Raw genomic sequence first — 19,286 nt, 5'->3', positions numbered from 1 at the left:
GCCGGCGACAAACTTTTTTTGAACGATGGAACCGACTTACAACAAAGCGTGCGCGACAACCTCGGCACACAGCTCGTGGGCAGCGTAACGAAAGTGCCCACGGCCAGCTTCTGGTTTGCCGGAACCTTCAGCAACCTCAACTACCCTCTGCGCTATACGGGTAAGAACGGTGCGAAAGACAAAGTGACCATCGCCGCCACGCAAACCCAACCCCTGCCTGCCGATGCCTCCCACATCGGCGAGAGTGGCGACTGCGGAACGGCCACAGCCACAAAGAGCGGCAACCACTACGACTTCACCCTCGAACACAAGGCCGCCTATTTCACCCTTACGCCCTTTACCACCGATGCCACATTGGTTGGCGGAAAGCTCACCAAAATCAAGATAACTGCCAACAAACCCATTGCCGGTACGTTCGACTTCGACGACAGCGGGCTCAACACCGCCAATGCCCCCGCATCGCCCTCCAACAGCATCACGCTCAACCTGAAAGGTGCCGACAACAACGGCTTTACCCTACCGGCTGCCGCATCTGTTACCGCCAACGCTGCCACCATCGTGCTGCCCCCGGGCACCTACAGTCCGTTCAATATTGAATACACCGTAACCCATCCTATCAGTGGCATCAGTGCCACAACCACGATGAATTATCCTACCGTCAAGTTCAACGCGGGTAAAAACAAAAAGCTTGCTCCGGAGTTAGCGGTTACAATTCCCATTCACTACCTCTATTCCGACGGCACCACCGCCCCGCTTGCTCAAGCGGCAGGACGCACCCCCATTGGTGTGGTTATCATCGAAAAAACCGCCGATAAACAAGGCACCGCTATTGCTTTGAATGATGCACCCACGCAAGACCCAATGCCAGGAGGACCGACCGGAACAACCAGATGGGGAGACGGAAGCAATATAGATAAGAGCAGTGATTTTAACGTTATCTACAACGATATGAACGGCTCTCACTACACATGGGATCGTAACGCAAGTATCAATAATGTAACAAAAGGCGAAACGCCTACTTGTTATGCCTTTTATACTGCGGCTAAGTACAACCCCGGACCTACCATTACCGGAACCAATATAAGCAAATGGTATCTGCCTGCAGCCGGAGAGTTTCTTCGAGCTTTAGAACTGTTAGGAAGGGCTCAAAAGGCTACAGCGATGGAGCTTACAACCAGATTTGCGCTCGACTGGAACTACCTGAACAGCTTCTTTACCGCTGCCGGCGGCACCGCATTGCAAAGTTATTGGTATCACACCAGTTCGGAGGTATCATTAACCAAAAGCGTTACCATCGTTCTTGACGGTAATGGAGGTCTTCTACCGCTCAACCGATATGCTCTCACCGACATGGACGACAAGGGGGCAGAATACGTTCGTCCCTTTATCCATTTCTAAAAGATGAAGCCGGAAATCAAGGATTTTAGCACCGCACAACCGATGCGAAGTCCGGATTTAGCCTCTGCCGGCATCGCTCGGCACTCTGCAAGCCGGATTTAGCCTCTGCCGGCACCGCTCGGCACTCTGCAAGCCGGATTTAGTCTCTGCCGACACCGCTCGGCACTCCGCAAGCCGGATTTAGACTCTGCCGGCGCCGCTCGGCACTCTGCAAGCCGGATTTAGCCTCTGCCGACACCGCTTGGCACTCTGCAAGCCGGATTTAGCCTCTGCCGACACCGCTCGGCACTCAGCAAGCCAGATTTAGCCTCTGCCGACACCGCTTGGCACTCTGCAAGCCGGATTTAGCCTCTGCCGACACCGCTCGGCACTCAGCAAGCCAGATTTAGCCTCTGCCGACACCGCTCGGCACTCTGCAAGCCGGATTTAGACTCTGCCGGCAATTCGAGAATACTAACCTTTTCAAAAAATAATAATTATGAGACCAATAAAAACAATTGATGGAACATTGAGTTCCACATTCTCCCTCGGCCTCCACGCCGACCTGCAAATGCGGCTGTATGCAGCCATCTCGCCCGTGGCACCTGCCAAAATACTGCTCGAGGCAGCCGACATCGCCGCATGGCAGGCCGACATCGAACAGGAAAAAGACGTGGCGCGCGCCATCATGGCATCGAGCGAAACCGCACTCATGACCAAAAAAGATGCGGAACGCGACCGAATCGTCACATCGCTCTTCCAAGAGATTCGGCAGGCCAGCAAATCGCCCATCGCCGACCGCGCCCAAGCCGGTGCCCGGCTGAAACTCGTGGCGGATGCCTACAAAGGGCTGCAATGGGAGGCCGATGCCGAGGAGACGGCGCATATCGAGGGGCTGCTCTACGACCTCGCCAAGCCGATGAACGACGCCGACCTTACCGCCCTCGGGCTCAACACGCTGGTAGACCTGCTGACGGCGGCCAACAAGGATTTCAACGCCCTGCGCACGCAGCGGTCGGACACGAAAGCACTCGACAAACTGCCCGCCGGCAAGCTCATCCGCAAAAAGAACGACACCACCATGAACGCCCTCTTCCGCCACATCGAAGCGGCCTACATCGTGGCTGCCAACGATGCCGACCGCACGCTCATCGGCGACCTTATCGACAAAATCAACCATGCCGTTAAGGAAACCAAAACTACGCACAACGAAAGCATGGCGCAGAAGAAAAAGGACGATAAGGATAAGAAGCCGGGGGATGGTGATAAGAAACCGGGAGACGACGGTAAAAAGCCATCAGACGGAGACAAGAAGCCGGACGATGGTGGCAAGAAACCAGATGACGGAGACAAGAAACCGGACGGCGGAGGCAAGAAGCCAGACGATGGCGGCAAGAAACCTGACGGCGGCGGTGCCGGTCCGGTGCCCTCCGACCCCCTTCCGATGATACCGAAAGAGTGAGACCATCACTCGCTTATCAAACTTGATTATTTGGTTAACACTTTGGAGTGGTACGCGTCGCGACGACGCGTACCACTCGCTTTGTTGTTTGTTGATAAGGCCAACAATGCTTGTAAGGGAAAGCCTCGAAGAGGCGACAGAAAACAGGCAGGGGTGAAGCCCCTGTTAAGCATACGCAAAAAGGAAAAGCCCCAAAGGGGCGACGGAACGGCAGCATATCCGTTATCGTTCCGTCACTCCTCCGGAGTTTTGATGGTGAGAATGCTTCCATGCAGGGGCTGCGCTATCGCTTACCCCTGCCTAAGGTCTATCGCTCCTTCGGAGCTATTGGATAAGATTTTCTTATCTCGAACTCGCGTATAAAACTATATTTTGCATGACACAAGCGAGTGGTTGGGTGCAACCGTGTTATCGGGCAAGCAACGTGCGGAGGGCTTCGGCTTCACCCACGAGCCAAAGCACGTCGCCTTCGGCAAACCGGCGGGTGGGGTCGAGGGGCGTGAGGTTTTGTTTGCCCTCCTCCAACCCCACAACCATGCAGTTGTAGCGGTCGCGGATGCCGCTCTCGCTCAGGGTTTTGCCTATGAGCGGATGGTGGGGAGCGATGAGGAGCTGTGCCAAGTGCATTTCGCGCTTCTCTATGTCAGGGTCGGCCGGGTAGACGGCTTCTGCCATGGCATTGCTCAGGGCGGTGAGCTGTTCGTCGCTGCCGATGACTTGGAGTTTGTCGGTTGGATAGATAACGGTGGTGCCGTTGGGGATGTTGAGCCGTCGCGATCCGCGCAGAATGCTGCTCACGTGTACGCCGAAGAGGCGTCGCAGGTTGAGTTCGCGCAACGTCTTTCCTGCCCATGTGCTGTCGTCGGGTACTTCGAGGTCGGAGATATGTACATCTCGGTCGAGCAGATGGTCTGCATAAAGCGGCTTGTTGCGCCCCATGACGGCAGCCTCGATGTCTTTGGAACGGAGGTTTTGCATAAAAAGCCGCTCAAGTCGGATGCTTCTTCTTTTGAGGCCGCGCGAGGGAAGCATCATTGCCAACACGACCAGCGAGGCCACGATATGCAGGAGCGTGGACAGCGGGCTGAGGTATTGCAACAGGTAGAAGATGGCGGCCGCGGCGAGGGTTGCCCTGATGAAAATGGTAAGGAGCAAGGGAAGACGGTTGCGGCGGTTGTCGTTCCACAGTGCTTTAAACTCTTCGCTATGGTTTTTCTTGGCCACAATGGCACGAAGAAAGGGAGCAATGACGAGGAGCGCCAATGCGCCGCAGAGGCCGTTAGCCCACCAATGGGGGAGAAGTTCGCGCAGGAACGGGAGTAGGAATATCAGGGCGAGGGCGATGGTGGCTGCGGTGAGAATGCTGTAGATAAGCGTGTGGCGCACCATGGCAATGAGCAACGGTCTCCATTTGTTATCAACATTGGCATCGCTTCCTATCATCGTCGTGCGATTGAAAGTCTTTATCCATTCGGCGGGCAGATGGCGTTCGAGAATGTTGTAAGCGGGTATGGCCGATTTGATAATATAAGGCGTGAGGAATGTGGTGATGGCTGAGCCGGCCACGATGACGGGATACATAAACTCGCCGATGACGCCCAGCGAGAGTCCCAGCGAGGCAATGATAAAAGGAAACTCACCAATCTGTGCCATGGAGAAACTGCATCGCATGGCAGTCTTGAGCGACTGTCCGCTCAACAGGAATGCCATGGTACCGAAAAGGGCTTGCCCGACAACGATAAGGGAGACGATAACGACGATGGGCACAGCATATTCTATGATGATGTGAAGATTGACCAACATGCCCACAGACACGAAGAAGACCGCGCCGAAAAGGTCTTTGATGGGGTCTACCACCTTGATGATATGCGTGCCCTCTACCGTTTCGGCCAGAATCGACCCGATAACGAATGCGCCGAAAGCACTGCTGAAACCTACCAGCGACGAGAGAATGGCCATGAAGAAACAGAGGGCGAGCGAAACGATGAGCAGTATCTCGTTGGTGAGCAGGCCACGAATCTTTCGCAGCAGCAGGGGAACGAAGAAGATACCGACCACGAACCAAAGCACGATGAAGAAGACAATCTTTGTGACGATGCCGGCAAGCTGTTCGCCGTTTACGCTGTCGCCACCGGCAATGGCCGATAACATGACCATAACGATGATGGAGATAACATCTTCGAGCACGAGCACGCTCAACACGAGGTTTGTGAAGTTCTGCTGCTTGAGTTTCAGATCGGTAAATGTCTTGTAGATAATCGTCGTACTGCTGCATACCGCAAAGACAGCTGCAAGAAATACACATTCCATGTGCGTCCAGCTGAAGAAATGGCCGGCCACATAGCCAAGGGTAAACATCGAGATGAATATCAGCGTGACGGCAATAAACGGTGCCATGCCTAACTTGGTAATCTTCTTGAATGAGAAGTCCAGCCCCATGGAGAACAAAAGGAAGATAACGCCGATGTCTGCCCATGTCTGGATGTCGGTCTTGTCGATAATGGATGGAATGTAAGGCATATGCGGGCTTACGAGAAATCCCGCCACGATGTAGCCCAACACAAGAGGCTGTTTGAGCTTCTTAAACAAAACTGTGACCACACCTGCCACAACGAGGATAAGGGCAAGGTCTTTTATCAGCTCGGGAAGTCCGGACATAATGGTTTCTCCTTTTAATAAAAACGCATCCCTATAACGCTTCATCGGCCGATGAAGGTATTATAGGGATGCGTGGGGGTAATAGGGTTATCAGTCGTTGTACTCGGCCGTCAGCTCACAAATCTTGACAATGACCTGCATCGCTTTCTCCATGACTTGTATGGAAACGAATTCGTAGGGACCATGGAAGTTCACGCCTCCGGCAAAGATATTGGGACACGGCAGACCTTTATAGCTTAGCTGGGCACCGTCTGTTCCGCCTCGGATGGGCTTCACTCTTGGTGCGATGTCACACGCTTGCATGGCTTTCAACACCAAGTCTATTACGTGCATATTGGGGTCTATCTTCTCTTTCATGTTGTAGTATTGGTCGGTCACTTCGACCTCGCAGGTGCCTTTGCCGTATTTCTCGTTCAAGACGTTGGCGCATTGCCTCATAAAGTCCTTGCGTGCCTCGAACTTCTGACGGTCGTGGTCGCGTATGATATATGAAAGCGACGCATGTTCCGTATTGCTTTCAACGCCCGTAAGATGATAAAAGCCTTGATAATCTTCGGTCGCTTCGGGTGTCTCGTCTTCAGGAATCAGATGCTGGAACTCGGCAGCCAGCCTGTTTGCGTTAATCATTTTGCCTTTGGCATAGCCCGGATGCACACTTACGCCTACGATGTTTACCTTTGCACCGGCAGCATTGAAGTTCTCGAACTCTAATTCTCCTAAATCGCTGCCGTCTATCGTATAAGCCCATTCGCAAGCAAACTTCTTTACATCGAAATGATGTGCGCCTTTTCCAATTTCCTCATCGGGGTTGAATCCCACACGAATGTCGCCATGTTTGATTTCATCATGGTCGCGCAGCCAGCACATTGCTTGCACAATTTCGGCTATTCCTGCTTTGTCGTCGGCACCTAACAACGTATGTCCGTCTGTCACGATAAGGTCTTCACCCACATGATTCAACAGCTCCGGAAACTTCTTCGGCGAAGAAATGATGCCTTCCGATAACACGATGTCTCTTCCATCATATTGCTGCACGATGCGTGGATGGATATTGGCACCGCTGCAATCGGGGCTTGTATCGTAGTGGGAAATAAAGCCGATGGTTGGTACTTCCTTTTTCATGTTCGAACGCAGTGTGGCGTAAATATAACCCTTATCGTCCATTTCCACATCCGAAAGCCCCTCGCGCACTAATTCTTCTTTAAGGTATTGTGCGAAAATAAGTTGTTTGGAAGTACTTGGAATGGTCTCGGAACGGTCGTCCGACTGCGTGTCAAACTTGGTATAATTCAGAAATCTCTCTGTAATATTCATATTATTTCCTGTTTATTCGTGAAAGTTCCCACCTTATTATATATAGGAACCTCACTGGAGTGGTCTCTATGGGACTCAAACCCATGACCTTCAGAACCGGAATCTGACGCTCTATTCAACTAAGCTAAGAGACCTTTGCATTGTGTTTGCAAAGATAAGGATTTTTCCCGATACGGACAAATCTCACAGCCTAATTTCTGTTAGGTTACTCGGTATATATAAAAAAGAGAACTGCGGACAGAAAAGAATCCTGCCCGCAGTGGTTTTGAAACGGTTATCGTCGTATGTGCTCGACAATCCATTACGGTGTCAATACCATACGCCCGGTACCATCGGCATTGAGGAAGAACTGCACCTTATATGTGCCGGCCGTTACGGTAATGTTGCCTCCTTTGTAGGTCATATTGGCCAAAGTGCCGCCCCAATCGTGCTCCCATGCATCATTGGCGCGTACTTTTATCTCGCCGTTGGTGAGCGTAATGCTGCTTATCTCGTAGCATTTATCGGTAGCATTATAGGTGAAGTCGGTATCGGAGTCCCATCCTGTGGGGGTAGCGCCTCCTATAAGTCCCAGCGTAAGAGGTGTGAAAGTGTAGGAATATTCCAGCATGTTGAGTTTCAACTGGTATAAACCGGCAGTTGCCACTTTTCCCGCTTGCGGAGAAGAGGTGGTGAGCTGACCTGTAAGCGCAGCATCGCCGTTTACAGCTGTGCCGAGTACACCCTTCTCGCCTTCCGCCCAGAAGTTGCCATTGTAGTTGGTAGCAGGGATAATCTTCCAGTATTTATCGGCCGCAGTGGTGGTGAAATACAGCGTGAACACAGGGTCATCGTACACATCAGCACCGCTGTGGGCGAACTTCAAGGTATGGGCTTTGTCCCATCCCTCGGCGATGTCGCCTGTCAGGTAATATGCTGTGTCAATAAAAGGAGCTTTGAGCTTGACGCTGAGTTGCGTAGCCGCCATATTCTTAAGACTCTGCCCGTCTATCACGGTAAGAGCGGTAGCATTAACGGGAATGGCGTGTTCTACAGGGCGTTTGCCATATAGTTTCTCAACGATGGTTTTGAGTTCAGCCGTTGTAATCTTGCCGTTAGCATCGGTAGACACAGTGAGACTGTCGGACTTGTCTGCATTGTAGAGGCATGCACGGTAAGTCGTGACGGTCTTGGATGCAGTACTCGACACCGTAGGCACAAAGAGCTGCACCGAGTCGGCTGTGTAGGTGGCATAATCAATGTTGGCTGCCTGTGCCGCAGAGAAGCTCACCGTGACGGTTGTCTCTGACTGCGAGCTGTGCGGGGTAGCCCAATCCGTATAACTGTCGGAACAACTTGCGAAGAGCATCGCTATTCCTATTGTATAGAATATCTTCTTCATGTGTTATGATTCTTTATGTACGGGCGGGAGCGAACTCCCGTCCGTACTGTTTTTATTGTTCTACAAAAGTATATCCACCTGTGATGTCATTGAATACTACCACATACGTACCGGGTTCAACAGGTATTTTGCTGACCTGAGTTGTTCCGGCAACGCCCGATGGGAAGACAGTTCCGCCGTAAGCAGAGGTGCCGCTCTTGAATTTAACACCTCCCTTTGCGGTAATGGTCACCGTAGCCGTCCAGTTGTGATTGATGGCTCCAGCGTAGGTTTCTACGGCTGTCATAGGCGATGTTTCGTTCCAACTGTTGTAATCGCCGGGCAGGTTGAAGGTTGTGAAAACAGTGATGCTGCTCGGGTCGTCAATCTTCTTGATGGTACAGGTGTGGGCTTTGGTATCGAGTTCGATGTAGTAATATCCGGCCTCGGCTATTGAAATGTTGCCGGGATCGCTACCTCCACTTCTGTATGTCGTACCCTTGTCAGTACCGTCTCCACACATACCGTAGTCCCAATTGCCCACTTTCTCAAGAATCTTAAACGAGGCATTGGCAGGGAAATAGCCTTTGTAGCCGATTTTGCCCTTACCGGTCTTGCGGTCGTATTCCTGCCCTTCGATGGGAGAGAGTGGTATCATGCCAACTCCGATGCTTGCTTTACTGTTTGTCCAAGAACCGTTTCCGATGCATCCTCCGATGAGATACCATATTTCTACAGGTGCATCTTTCAGTTCAACGTAGTAAGGTGCCACAATAATGGTAATGGGATTGGAGTAAACGGTATCTCCCTTTACCGTTGCAAAGGCTCTTACATAGACTTTCTGCGTTGCGGGAACGTTGCTTTCTTGATAAAGGGCAATCTTCTGCAAGGCCGTTGCGAAGGCTTCGCCGGTTAAAGCACCTTTGGTTTCTTGATAAACAGCATCGGTCGTAATGAAGTCTACCGATTGGTCGCTGGCTTTCAAATTGGGATTAAAAGCCTTATCGAATTTTCCATTGACGGAGAGCTGCAATTGGTAATTGACCGACACGGGGAAGCCGTAATCGGGATATTGCCACGAGAAATTGAGTGCCGTAGAGGATTTCAAATCAACCACGGAAGTGGCATACGACGGCGTGTTCATGACGAACGAGTCCGGCGTTCTCAGTACGGGATTTGAGTCGTTGTCGTCCTCGCAGGCAGTGAGTATGCACACGCTGCACAGGAGAAACAATGCCGACTTTATGATCTTTTTCATTAGATATTCGTTTTAAAATGTTCTTTTTTGTTCTCCAAATGTTCGGTTTGGATGTGATATCAATATCCGGGGTTTTGTTTAATGACGTCGTTTACCTGATTTGAGGGGATGGCAAATATATTCTTGTTTGCCGAGAAGTTACGTCCATTGTATGTGCCGCCCTTCCATTGCCAATTGTAGTTATTGTCTCCGCCAAATTTACCGAAACGTATCAGGTCTGTACGGCGGCGCCCCTCAAAGTAGAACTCGCGGCTCCATTCGTCGAGAATATCATTCAGCGAGTAACCTGTGTGCTGCGATGCATGGGCGCGGGCACGCAGAGCGTTGATAGCAGCCACACCTTCGGTCGTAGCAGAGCCACCGTTTTGACGGGCTGTAGCTTCTGCATATGCAAGATAGGCCTCTGCTTTGCGGAAGAAGAAGAAATCAGTATCAGGATGTTTGGCATCATGTCCCACGCTGCCGTCTGTCTTGAAGTTGGTAAATTTGGCAACTGCATATCCTTTCTTGAATGTTCCCAATTCATCAACATTTAAGGTACGACCCTTTCCATCGAAAAGTGCACGGTCGTCACCGGCTTCGTCGGTCATGTCATAGCATGCCACTTGCGGCGCGTTATTCGAGGGGAAGAACTTTGCCACGAGGTTGGGAAGAGCGCGATTACCACCCCATGTCTGGTCGGTACCGTTGGTTTTGGTCGGTTCGTTCTTATTGGCATGTACATCGCCATCAAACGTTGAGCCCATCAGATAAAGAGATGTACCGTAGCTGGCTGTTTTCAAACCGTCTTGGAGCAGCGGCAGAATGGCTTCGTATGCAGCATCCGTTTCTCCGTTGTCTCCCATGAATAGCATCTGATAAGCACTCCATCCGCCTATTGTTGTGGTGTTCAGACGGTAAGAAGAATCCATTACTTTCTTTGCATACTCGGCGGCCTTCGCCCATTGGGCTGTTCCGGTATAGACCTCTGCATTGAGATAAAGGCGTGAAAGGAGCAACCAAGCGGCAGCTTTGTCCACCCTTCCGTAGCCGCTGTCTGTAGACTTCTTCGGCTGTGCGGCAGAGAGAGAGGGCTCAATCTCTAACAATTCTTTCTCAATAAAGTTGTAAGCCTCCTGCCGTGTGTAACGTACAGGCTTGGAAACAGTGGTTGAGAAAGGAATATTGCCAAAGGCATCCATCAGCAGATAGTAGTCGAGGGCGCGAAGGAAGCGTACCTCGGCGGTCATCGTTGCATCGTAACTCTCTGCTTCGTTGAGGTATTGGTTACAATAGGTGATGCTTGTTGTAAGGCGGGCATAATAGCCGGCCAACATAGGATGGGAAGAGTCGTAAGTATTATGGCAGAATTGTGCAATACCGTCATCTCCCCACGCACAGACAGCTTCGTCGGTGGTCAGTTCGTTGGCGTTCCACATCTGACGAACAAAACCGGAGGTTCCGCCGTCTATACCATCAATATCGCAGTCGCCATCGGGGCCTCCGTTTCCGGCCAGTGCCATGGTAGCGTAGCATTTATTGAACAGTCCTTCCACGTATAAGTCGGTTGTCAAGTTCGGGTCAATGGGCTTTACGTCCAAATCACCCACACAAGATGTCATTCCTAAGGTAAGCGATAGGGCTGCAACCGGAATGATATTCTTTATATATAGTTTCATGACTTTTCTGTATTAAGTGATTAAAAGTTAAGATTCATGCCCACGATGAAAGAAATAGGACGCGGGTATATTTGGTCGTCAAATCCGTTTTTGATTTCCGGATCGATGCCTTTATACTTAGTAATGGTAAACACGTTGGCTACTGTTCCGTAGATACGGCCGCTCAGTCCACGGCTTCCGCTTCCCTTGAACCAGTCTGAGAAGCTGTAGCCCAATGTGATATTATCGCATTTTAAGAAAGAGGCATTGTGCACATAGTAGTCCGACAATTGCGATGTAACGTTATTTGTCTGCCAATTATTGGCCAAAACGGATGTCGGACGGTTAGAGAGGAAGCTCGTCGGAGCCCATACCGAGTTTTTGTCCAAGTTGGCCTGACCCGATGAAATGTTATCGAATACGTAGTTACCGATGTTGGCACGCAGGGCAAAACCTAAGTCCCAATTTTTATATTCCATACGAGAAGCAAGTCCCATGGTAATGGGTGCAAGCGGGCTCTTATAGAAATAGCGGTCTTCGGGGGTAATCACACCATCGCCGTTGCGGTCTACTACGACACCCTCCAATGGCTTTCCGTTTTTATCATACACCTGTTGGTACACGTAGAAAGAGTTCATAGCGTAGCCCACTTGGTTGTATTGCAGGTATCGGTCGGTACCTATCTTAATGTCGGTGTTAGGTACCGGTTTCCCGTTTTGCGATACACCGTTGAGGTCTTTGATATTATTATGGTTGTAGGTGAAGTTATAATCCAACGTCCAATAGAAATCTTTAGACCTCACTACTTTCCAGCTAAGGGTTGTTTCCACACCGCTGTTAGACAGTTTACCGATGTTTTGCCAGTCTTGGTTTTTGTAACCCGACAGCGCACGCACAGGGGCATAGTTCAGCAAGTCGGTCGTCTTACGGTAATACCAGTCGATGCTTCCGGTCAGTCGCTGGTCTAAGATTCCCCAGTCGAGGCCGATGTTATAGGTAGTAGTGGTCTCCCACTTCAGCAAAGTATTGAAGTTGTTGGGGCGATACAGTATACCTGTGCCCAAAAGAGGATAGAAACCATTGGTACCGGTGCTGATGGAGTAGGTAGGAATCCATGCGTAATCATTCTTCTTCAGGTCTTGTTGTCCGGTCATACCCCAGCCCAATCTTAGTTTCAAATCAGAGAGCCAATTGATTTTTTTGAACTCATTCTCGTCCTTTATCTTCCATGCGAAAGCGAAAGAGGGGAAGGTAGACCAGTGTTCTTTGAAGCGTGACGAACCGTCATGACGTACTGTTGCAGTGAGGAAATAGCGGTTCATAAGGGTATAGTTGGCACGTCCGAAGAACGAAACGAGGAAACTTTCTGTCTTGAAGCGATAGGGGGTATGCTCACGTTCCTTTCCTCTGAGGTTGAGGTCATTGTTTGTCATCGGGTAATAACCGATGTAGTCATTGTGTTCCGAACGCCAGAAATGTTGCCATTCGTAACCTCCCATGATGTCGAAGTGATGATTGGCATCGAAATCCTTGAAGTATTGAGCATATGCACTCAGAGAGAGGTTGCGCTTCAGTATCTCCTCCGAGCCATGTGTACCATAGTAAATATACTGTGGAGAGGCGGGGTTGGCATCTCTGTATTGCCGTCCTTGAGAGATGTCTGCACCCAATGTCATGTGCAAACGCAGGTCTTCAAAACCATGCACCTTATAATCCATGTCGGCACTTCCGATGAATGAACGGCTGTGGCCTTCCTCATGACGCTCGTTAAGGATAGCGAGCGGGTTTTTGGTGGCCAAGTTATTATAGGTATAAGGCCATGAATCATCGCCATAGGCGGCGGCCATTGGCCATTCAAAGTATCCTCCGAAGTTCTTCAATGTTTCTGCCGACCGGTCTACACCATGCGAATCGGTCAGGAAAGTCCTGTGGAACGGCGACGTATAGGCATACGGACTCTGCGTGGGGTCCATGCGGAAAGCAGAGCTGATGGCTTCTCCGTCGGCATAAATGCTCTTTGCATACATGCCTTTGGCATTGAGATTCAGAGTGAGGTGGTCGTTTAATAACGACGGATTAAGACTGACGGCAGCCGTTATACGTTGGAAATCGGATGTCTTCAGGATACCTTCTTGGCCGGTATAGCCCACGGAAACGCGGTAGGGGAGGGTCTTCCATGCACCTGAAAGCGTAACGTTGTGGTCATGGCTGATGGCTGTTCTGTAAATTTCATCTTGCCAATCGGTGTTTGCCGTACCTAATGCACGGTAAGCATCGCTGCTGGTTCCCCATATATTCTTGATGAAAGCGCGGAATTCATCGCCTGTCATCACGTCGAGCGTCTTCTTCTTCATGCTCACGGTAGCACTGCCGGCATAGGAAACGGTAGGTGCTTGACCTTTCCGACCCTTCTTTGTGGTGATAATGATAACACCGTTTGAACCACGCGAACCATAGATAGCTGTAGCCGAAGCGTCTTTCAATACGTTGAACGACTCGATGTCCTGCGGGTTAATCATTGAGAGAGGGTTGCTCAAACCCTTAACTCCCTCATTGTCCATAGCCACTCCGTCAATCACAATCAACGGGTCGTTGCTGGCATTCAGTGACGAACCGCCGCGTATTCTTATCTGTGCACCGCTGCCCGGAGCACCGTCGTTAGACGTGATATTTACGCCCGCAATCTTTCCTTGGATAAGGTCTTGCGGATTCACGACTACACCTTTGTTTTTACCGTCTGGTTTCAATGCGGCAACGGAACCGGTTAAATCGCTCTTTTTCACGGCTCCGTAACCGATAACCACTACGTCATTCAGTGTTTTGGAGTCCTCTTCCAGTGTCACAACGACAGAGGCCGACGCACTGATGCTCATTGTCCGGTAGCCGATAAAGGAGACCTGAATCGTTGCTCCCTGTTTGGCTTTGAGCGTGAAGTTACCGTCGAAGTCCGTAATGGTACCACCATCTTGTCCGGCTATGCGAACGGTTGCACCAATGATGGGCTCGCCGGTTGCATCCTTAACATGGCCATTGACAGTAATCTGCTGTGCAAAGGCACCAACCGATAGGAATAGTCCGCAGAGCAGGACTATGACCCTAACAGGAATTTTGAATTTTACCTGCTTCATCATTCTCTTCTTTTAAAGTTAACTTTATTTGTTGTTATTATTTGTTTAGGCTAATAGCTTTACTCTCTCGCTATTTGTTACAAAAGTAGCCCTTATGCAACACTCTTTTGCACTTTTTGAGTTAAAAGGATAAAACATTTCATGCAAACGTTTGCATACTATTTTTCCTTTATTATAATAGGTATATATCAACTGCTCGGAGTATTTGCATAACTTTGCCCTTACTTAAATGAAAAACCGTGAGAGATAATGCACCTATCACAATGAAAGATATTGCGAGAGAGTTAAACGTATCTGTCGCAACCGTTTCCCGTGCCTTAAAAAACAGCCCGAAGATAAGTCTCGAGCGCAGAGAACTTATCCAGCAGTATGCCAACGAGCACCATTTTTCTCCCAATATCATAGCCGAATCGCTCAGGCGTAGTCGTATCGAGCCTATCAAGATGATTGGTGTCATCATTCCCCAGTTCACTCATTTCTATTTTTCCAGTATTCTTAGCGGCATAGAAGAGGAGGCCTCTGCGCGCGGATACCGCATTATGGTCGCCCAAAGCAATGAAAAATACGAACGGGAGGTGAAGATTTGTCGGTCGTTTTATGAAAACAAAGTGTGCGGAGTTATCGTGTCGCAGGCTAAGGACACCATGAAATACGACCATTTTCAACGCCTTTTGGACAAAGGTATGCCTGTGGTTTTCTACGACCGCATCAGCACCGGCATCAATGCAAGCCGTGTTGTGGTAGACGATTATGCAGGGGCATTTGCAGCAGTCACCCATTTGATTGAAACGGGATGTAAGCGCATTGCCTTTTACAGCACGTCTATGCGATTGGAAATTGCCAAAAACCGATTCAATGGATATAAGGATGCACTGCTCAAACACGGCATAAATGTGGAGGAAACGCTTGTGCGTTTATGCGACAACAGGGCTGATGCAGAGGCTATTACACCTGATATTCTCACGATGGATAACCCTCCCGACGGCTTCTTTGCTATCAACGACGATACTGCGATAGGCATTCTTCACACGGCAAAGCGTATGGGACTGCGCGTACCCGAAGACATTTCCATCTGCGGTTTCACCAACGATGGCTATGCAAAGGCCAGCGACCCCATGCTCACGACTATTGAACAGCGAGGCACACGTGTAGGAGAAGAGGCGGCCGACATACTTATCGGCAAGGTGGAAGGCACCCTGCCTAAAGACAAAGTGGAGAAACGGGTAGTCAGAACGCGGCTTGTCCTTAGAGGAACCACAAGGTAGGTACAGCCGGACAGACAGAAAGGAAGCACCCGTTTACAATGAAGAAAACTAACTAAACAATTCAATAAATGAAGACAAAACCTGATTTAAGTTTCTGGAAACTGTGGAATCTGAGTTTCGGATTTTTCGGAGTACAGATCGCTTATGCACTGCAAAGCGCCAATATATCGAGAATCTTCGCCACATTGGGTGCCGACCCGCACTCCCTGAGCTACTTCTGGATTCTGCCGCCGCTTATGGGTATTATCGTCCAACCTATCGTCGGAACACTCAGCGATAAGACTTGGTGCCGCTTTGGCCGACGTGTTCCCTATTTGTTTGTAGGTGCCGCCGTGGCCGTACTTGTCATGTGTCTGCTCCCTAATGCAGGTTCGTTCGGCATGGCCGTGTCTACCGCGATGGTTTTCGGTCTGATTTCACTCATGTTTCTCGATACAAGTATCAACATGGCGATGCAGCCTTTCAAGATGTTGGTTGGCGATATGGTGAACGAGAAACAAAAGGCGTTGGCTTATTCCGTACAGAGTTTTCTGTGCAATGCAGGCTCGGTAGCCGGATTTGTCTTTCCTTACTTCTTTGCAGCATTGGGCATCAGCAATGAGGCTCCTAAGGGAACGGTGCCCGACAGCGTGATTTTCAGCTTCTATATCGGTGCGCTTATCCTCATTCTCTGTGTCATATATACTACGGTGAAGGTGAAGGAAATGCCGCCGAAAGAGTATGCCGAGTACCACGGACTTGCCACTGCGCTGGACAAAGAGAAAGTAAATATCGTGGCACTGCTAAGAGATGCACCCCGTGCATTCTGGTCTGTAGGGCTGGTACAGTTCTTTTGCTGGGCTGCGTTCATGTATATGTGGACTTACACCACCGGCTCCGTAGCCGATACCGTTTGGGGAACGACCGATGTTACCTCTGCTGCCTATCAGGAAGCCGGTAACTGGGTGGGTATCCTCTTTGCCGTGCAAGCCATCGGAAGCGTAGTATGGGCTATCGTGTTGCCACAGATTTCTAACCGCAAAATGGCCTATTCGGTCAGCCTTGTCTTAGGTGGCATCGGCTTTATACTTGTCCACTATGTGCACAATCAATACCTCATGTTCGTTCCTTTCATCCTGATTGGCTGTGCGTGGGCGGCCATGCTGGCCATGCCCTTTGCCATTGTCACCAATGCTTTGGAAGGGAAAGGCCACATGGGCGTGTACTTGGGGCTGTTCAACGGTACGATTTGCATACCCCAAATCATAGCGGCTGCACTCGGCGGTATTATCTTCGGTATGGTGGGGGCTGTGCAGAGCCACATGATGATGGTTGCCGGCGCATTGCTGTTGCTCGGTTCGATGGCGGTGTTTATCATCCGGGAACGCGACAACGGCTGACACCTCCCGCACACTTTCATACGGTCTTAACGCATTCAAGGGTGGATGTCTGCCTCTCTCTTGGCAGACATCCCGACAACAGGTATATACGTTCGTTTTCTAAAAGGATAGCTTTCAGGCTGTTAAAGCTATGCTTCCATCGTCTGAAAGGATAACTTTTAGGTGGTCAAAGCATAGCTTTTTCATTTCACTTCATATAGGGTTGGTTTCCACTTGTTTATGACTTACCTCATTGTAAAGTAGATTTATCATGATAAGAGACAATTATTTTAGTGAAAAATTATTAAATGCTTTGTGTTTGTAGAAGTTTTATCGTATCTTTGCGACAGATTTTTCGGGTTTGTGAAAATCCGGTTTAAACTTAGTTAAGTCTAGTTTAGTTTTTGTGTTGGTTGAGAGCGATTGCTTAAATCGCTCTCATTTTTTGTATTCCTGCTTGTGTCATCATCATTCGTTATGTCTCCAACGTTCCTATCACGTCATAGACCGAAGTGCAGTGATGGGCATCTAACCATGTATTGAGACCATCGATTACTTTCAACGTTACGGTGGGGTCGATGAAGTTGGCGGCACCTATCTGAACGGCCGAAGCACCGGCCATGAAGAATTCCACTGCGTCATGAGCTGTAGAAATGCCGCCCATCCCTATCACGGGGATGCTTACCGCACGTGCCACTTGCCAGACCATACGCAGCGCAACGGGTTTAATGGCAGGGCCGCTAAGTCCTCCCGTACCGATGCTTAGCAACGAACGCCGACGTTCTATGTCGATGGCCATACCCATCAACGTATTGATGAGCGATACGCAATCTGCCCCTTCGTCCTCGCAGACACGGGCAATCTGGGCTATATCGGTCACATTGGGGGAGAGCTTTACAATGAGTGTTTTGTGATAAACCTTGCGCACGGCCGCCACAACGCTTGCCGCCCCGCTGCAAGTAACGCCGAAAGCCATACCACCATCACTGACATTGGGACACGATATGTTGAGTTCTATAGCGGGAATACGGTCTAATTCGTCGATACGCGCTGCGCATTCAGCATAGGTTTCGGGCGAAGAACCGCTTACGTTCACAATCATATTCGTATCGATGTCTTTGATTCGGGGGTATATCTCGCGGCAGAAATAATCTACGCCCTTATTCTGCAAACCCACACAATTCAACATGCCTGAAGGCGTTTCGGCCATTCTGGGATAGTCGTTGCCCTGCCGTGGATGCAATGTCGTTCCTTTTACGACGATACCGCCGAGAGCTTCGAGCGGCAAGAAGTCGGCAAACTCCAGCCCGTAGCCAAAGGTTCCGGAAGCTGTCATGACAGGATTCTTCAGTTCCAGCATGCCTAATTTCACATTTAAAGCTGCCATAGCAAATCGTTTGAGTTAAACACCGGTCCTTCCGTACATACGCATACGTGACCCTTTACGGTCTTTTCCACGCAGCAAAGACAAGCGCCGATGCCGCATGCCATCATGTTTTCCAATGATACTTCGCAGCAGATGCCTTCTGCTTTGGCATATCGGGCTACGGCTTTCATCATCGGTGTAGGGCCGCAAGTGACGATACGATGGAAACGTTCCTTAGCAAGGATGGAATGTTGGGTCACAAATCCGCGTTCACCGGCAGTGCCGTCTTCGGTTGTCAGATAGAGTCGGCCGGTTTGCTCAAACAGTTCCCGTTCCAAAATAGCGGTCGCGGAACGCGCACCGAGCAGGAATGTAGGCATACCGCCGCTTTGCCTGATAACATGCCCTAAATAGAGCAAAGGTGCCACCCCTACACCTCCGCCGACAAGCAGAATGCGTTCTTGCGGAGCGGACGGCAACGTAAACCCTCGTCCGAGGGGGAAAACGCAATTCAGCAGGTCGCCCGTTTGCAGCAAAGACAGCTGTTTCGTGCCCTCACCCACGATGGCAATCAATAGCCATAGTTCGTTGTTCTCTCTGTCGAAGAAGTTGATGGAGATAGGTCTTCGCAAGTAAGTATGGGGCGAACCGTCTACTTTCACTTCGACGAATTGCCCCGGCATCATGTCGGGAAGTGGTCGCTCATGGGTGAGTTTCAGCAATACGTATCGCTCATTGAGCTGTTTCGAGGAAGAAACAGTCAGATTCAGACAGTATTTCTTCATGATGGTTCATGTATAAAGGGTATGTACGGATGCAAAGATACGAAAAAGATAACAGAACAAAAGGTATTCGTTCATGGAAAAGCAGGATGATGCCTTTCTGTCCATCGCTTAGCACGCATCCTGTTATCACCTTGAGGCAGACAGAAAAGCTATGTTTGCGATGCTTCAAAACGGCAGTTGCTCAACTGTCTGTTCATACTTGCCCGACTTGTAGAAAATAGTTGGCCGACTCTGCATGAAAAGTTGGCCAACTTTGCGCAAATAGTTGGCCAACTTTTTCCAACGAGTTGCCCAACTTTTCACAATGAGTTGCCCAAC

The 19,286-nt window shown here is 50.0% G+C and carries 12 protein-coding genes and 1 tRNA gene; 4 read left to right on the top strand and 9 right to left on the bottom strand.

Translation table 11 applies throughout. The features are described from left to right. A partial coding sequence (locus tag HMPREF0658_RS10635) for a hypothetical protein (RefSeq protein ID WP_006948885.1) occupies positions 1–1,398 on the top strand: 1,398 nt, incomplete at its 5' end. A 478-nt stretch (positions 1,399–1,876) separates the two neighbouring features. Next, positions 1,877–2,839, top strand: coding sequence for a DUF6261 family protein (locus HMPREF0658_RS04350; RefSeq protein WP_006948884.1), 963 nt, complete (start codon positions 1,877–1,879; stop codon positions 2,837–2,839). A gap of 408 nt (positions 2,840–3,247) precedes the next feature. Here HMPREF0658_RS04350 and HMPREF0658_RS04345 read toward each other — a convergent pair whose 3' ends face one another. The 7 genes from HMPREF0658_RS04345 to HMPREF0658_RS04315 form a co-directional block, all read right to left on the bottom strand. Continuing rightward, positions 3,248–5,497, bottom strand: a complete 2,250-nt coding sequence (locus HMPREF0658_RS04345) for a cation:proton antiporter (RefSeq protein ID WP_024991144.1) — start codon at positions 5,495–5,497, stop codon at positions 3,248–3,250. A 90-nt stretch (positions 5,498–5,587) separates the two neighbouring features. Then, positions 5,588–6,811, bottom strand: coding sequence for a peptidase T (gene pepT / locus HMPREF0658_RS04340; RefSeq protein WP_006948879.1), 1,224 nt, complete (start codon positions 6,809–6,811; stop codon positions 5,588–5,590). 60 nt (positions 6,812–6,871) lie between these two features. After that, a tRNA-Arg gene (locus tag HMPREF0658_RS04335) sits at positions 6,872–6,945 on the bottom strand. 167 nt (positions 6,946–7,112) lie between these two features. Next, positions 7,113–8,192 carry an Outer membrane protein SusF domain-containing protein gene (locus tag HMPREF0658_RS04330; RefSeq protein WP_006948878.1) on the bottom strand — a complete coding sequence of 360 codons (1,080 nt, stop codon included), beginning with the start codon at positions 8,190–8,192 and terminating at the stop codon, positions 7,113–7,115. A 52-nt stretch (positions 8,193–8,244) separates the two neighbouring features. Then, complete coding sequence (locus HMPREF0658_RS04325; RefSeq protein WP_006948877.1) at positions 8,245–9,429, bottom strand: SusE domain-containing protein; 1,185 nt, start codon at positions 9,427–9,429, stop codon at positions 8,245–8,247. 59 nt (positions 9,430–9,488) lie between these two features. Next, the gene (locus HMPREF0658_RS04320; RefSeq protein WP_006948875.1) at positions 9,489–11,087 is read right to left on the bottom strand and encodes a RagB/SusD family nutrient uptake outer membrane protein; all 1,599 of its coding nucleotides are present in this window, start codon (positions 11,085–11,087) and stop codon (positions 9,489–9,491) included. Between the two features lie 20 nt (positions 11,088–11,107). Then, entirely contained in the window at positions 11,108–14,197 is a 3,090-nt protein-coding gene (locus HMPREF0658_RS04315; RefSeq protein ID WP_006948873.1) for a SusC/RagA family TonB-linked outer membrane protein, read from the bottom strand. Between the two features lie 236 nt (positions 14,198–14,433). Between HMPREF0658_RS04315 and HMPREF0658_RS04310 the strand changes: the two genes are divergently transcribed. Both HMPREF0658_RS04310 and HMPREF0658_RS04305 read left to right on the top strand, forming a co-directional pair. Continuing rightward, positions 14,434–15,459 carry a LacI family DNA-binding transcriptional regulator gene (locus tag HMPREF0658_RS04310; RefSeq protein ID WP_024991145.1) on the top strand — a complete coding sequence of 342 codons (1,026 nt, stop codon included), beginning with the start codon at positions 14,434–14,436 and terminating at the stop codon, positions 15,457–15,459. Between the two features lie 68 nt (positions 15,460–15,527). Then, entirely contained in the window at positions 15,528–16,838 is a 1,311-nt protein-coding gene (locus tag HMPREF0658_RS04305) for an SLC45 family MFS transporter (protein ID WP_006948868.1), read from the top strand. Positions 16,839–17,292: 454 nt separating this feature from the next. Here the strand turns inward: HMPREF0658_RS04305 and HMPREF0658_RS04300 are convergent, their stop codons facing one another. Together HMPREF0658_RS04300 and HMPREF0658_RS04295 are read right to left on the bottom strand one after the other, a co-directional pair. Continuing rightward, positions 17,293–18,204 (bottom strand): dihydroorotate dehydrogenase, encoded by a 912-nt coding sequence (locus HMPREF0658_RS04300; RefSeq protein ID WP_006948867.1) that lies wholly within the window; start codon positions 18,202–18,204, stop codon positions 17,293–17,295. Continuing rightward, positions 18,192–18,968 carry a dihydroorotate dehydrogenase electron transfer subunit gene (locus HMPREF0658_RS04295; protein WP_006948862.1) on the bottom strand — a complete coding sequence of 259 codons (777 nt, stop codon included), beginning with the start codon at positions 18,966–18,968 and terminating at the stop codon, positions 18,192–18,194. Before HMPREF0658_RS04295 ends, HMPREF0658_RS04300 begins: the two co-directional genes overlap by 13 nt. Positions 18,969–19,286: the final 318 nt, after the last annotated feature.

The organism is Hoylesella marshii DSM 16973 = JCM 13450, from assembly GCF_000146675.1.
Lineage (GTDB): Bacteria > Bacteroidota > Bacteroidia > Bacteroidales > Bacteroidaceae > Prevotella > Prevotella marshii.
This window is presented reverse-complemented; position numbering and strand designations above follow the sequence as displayed.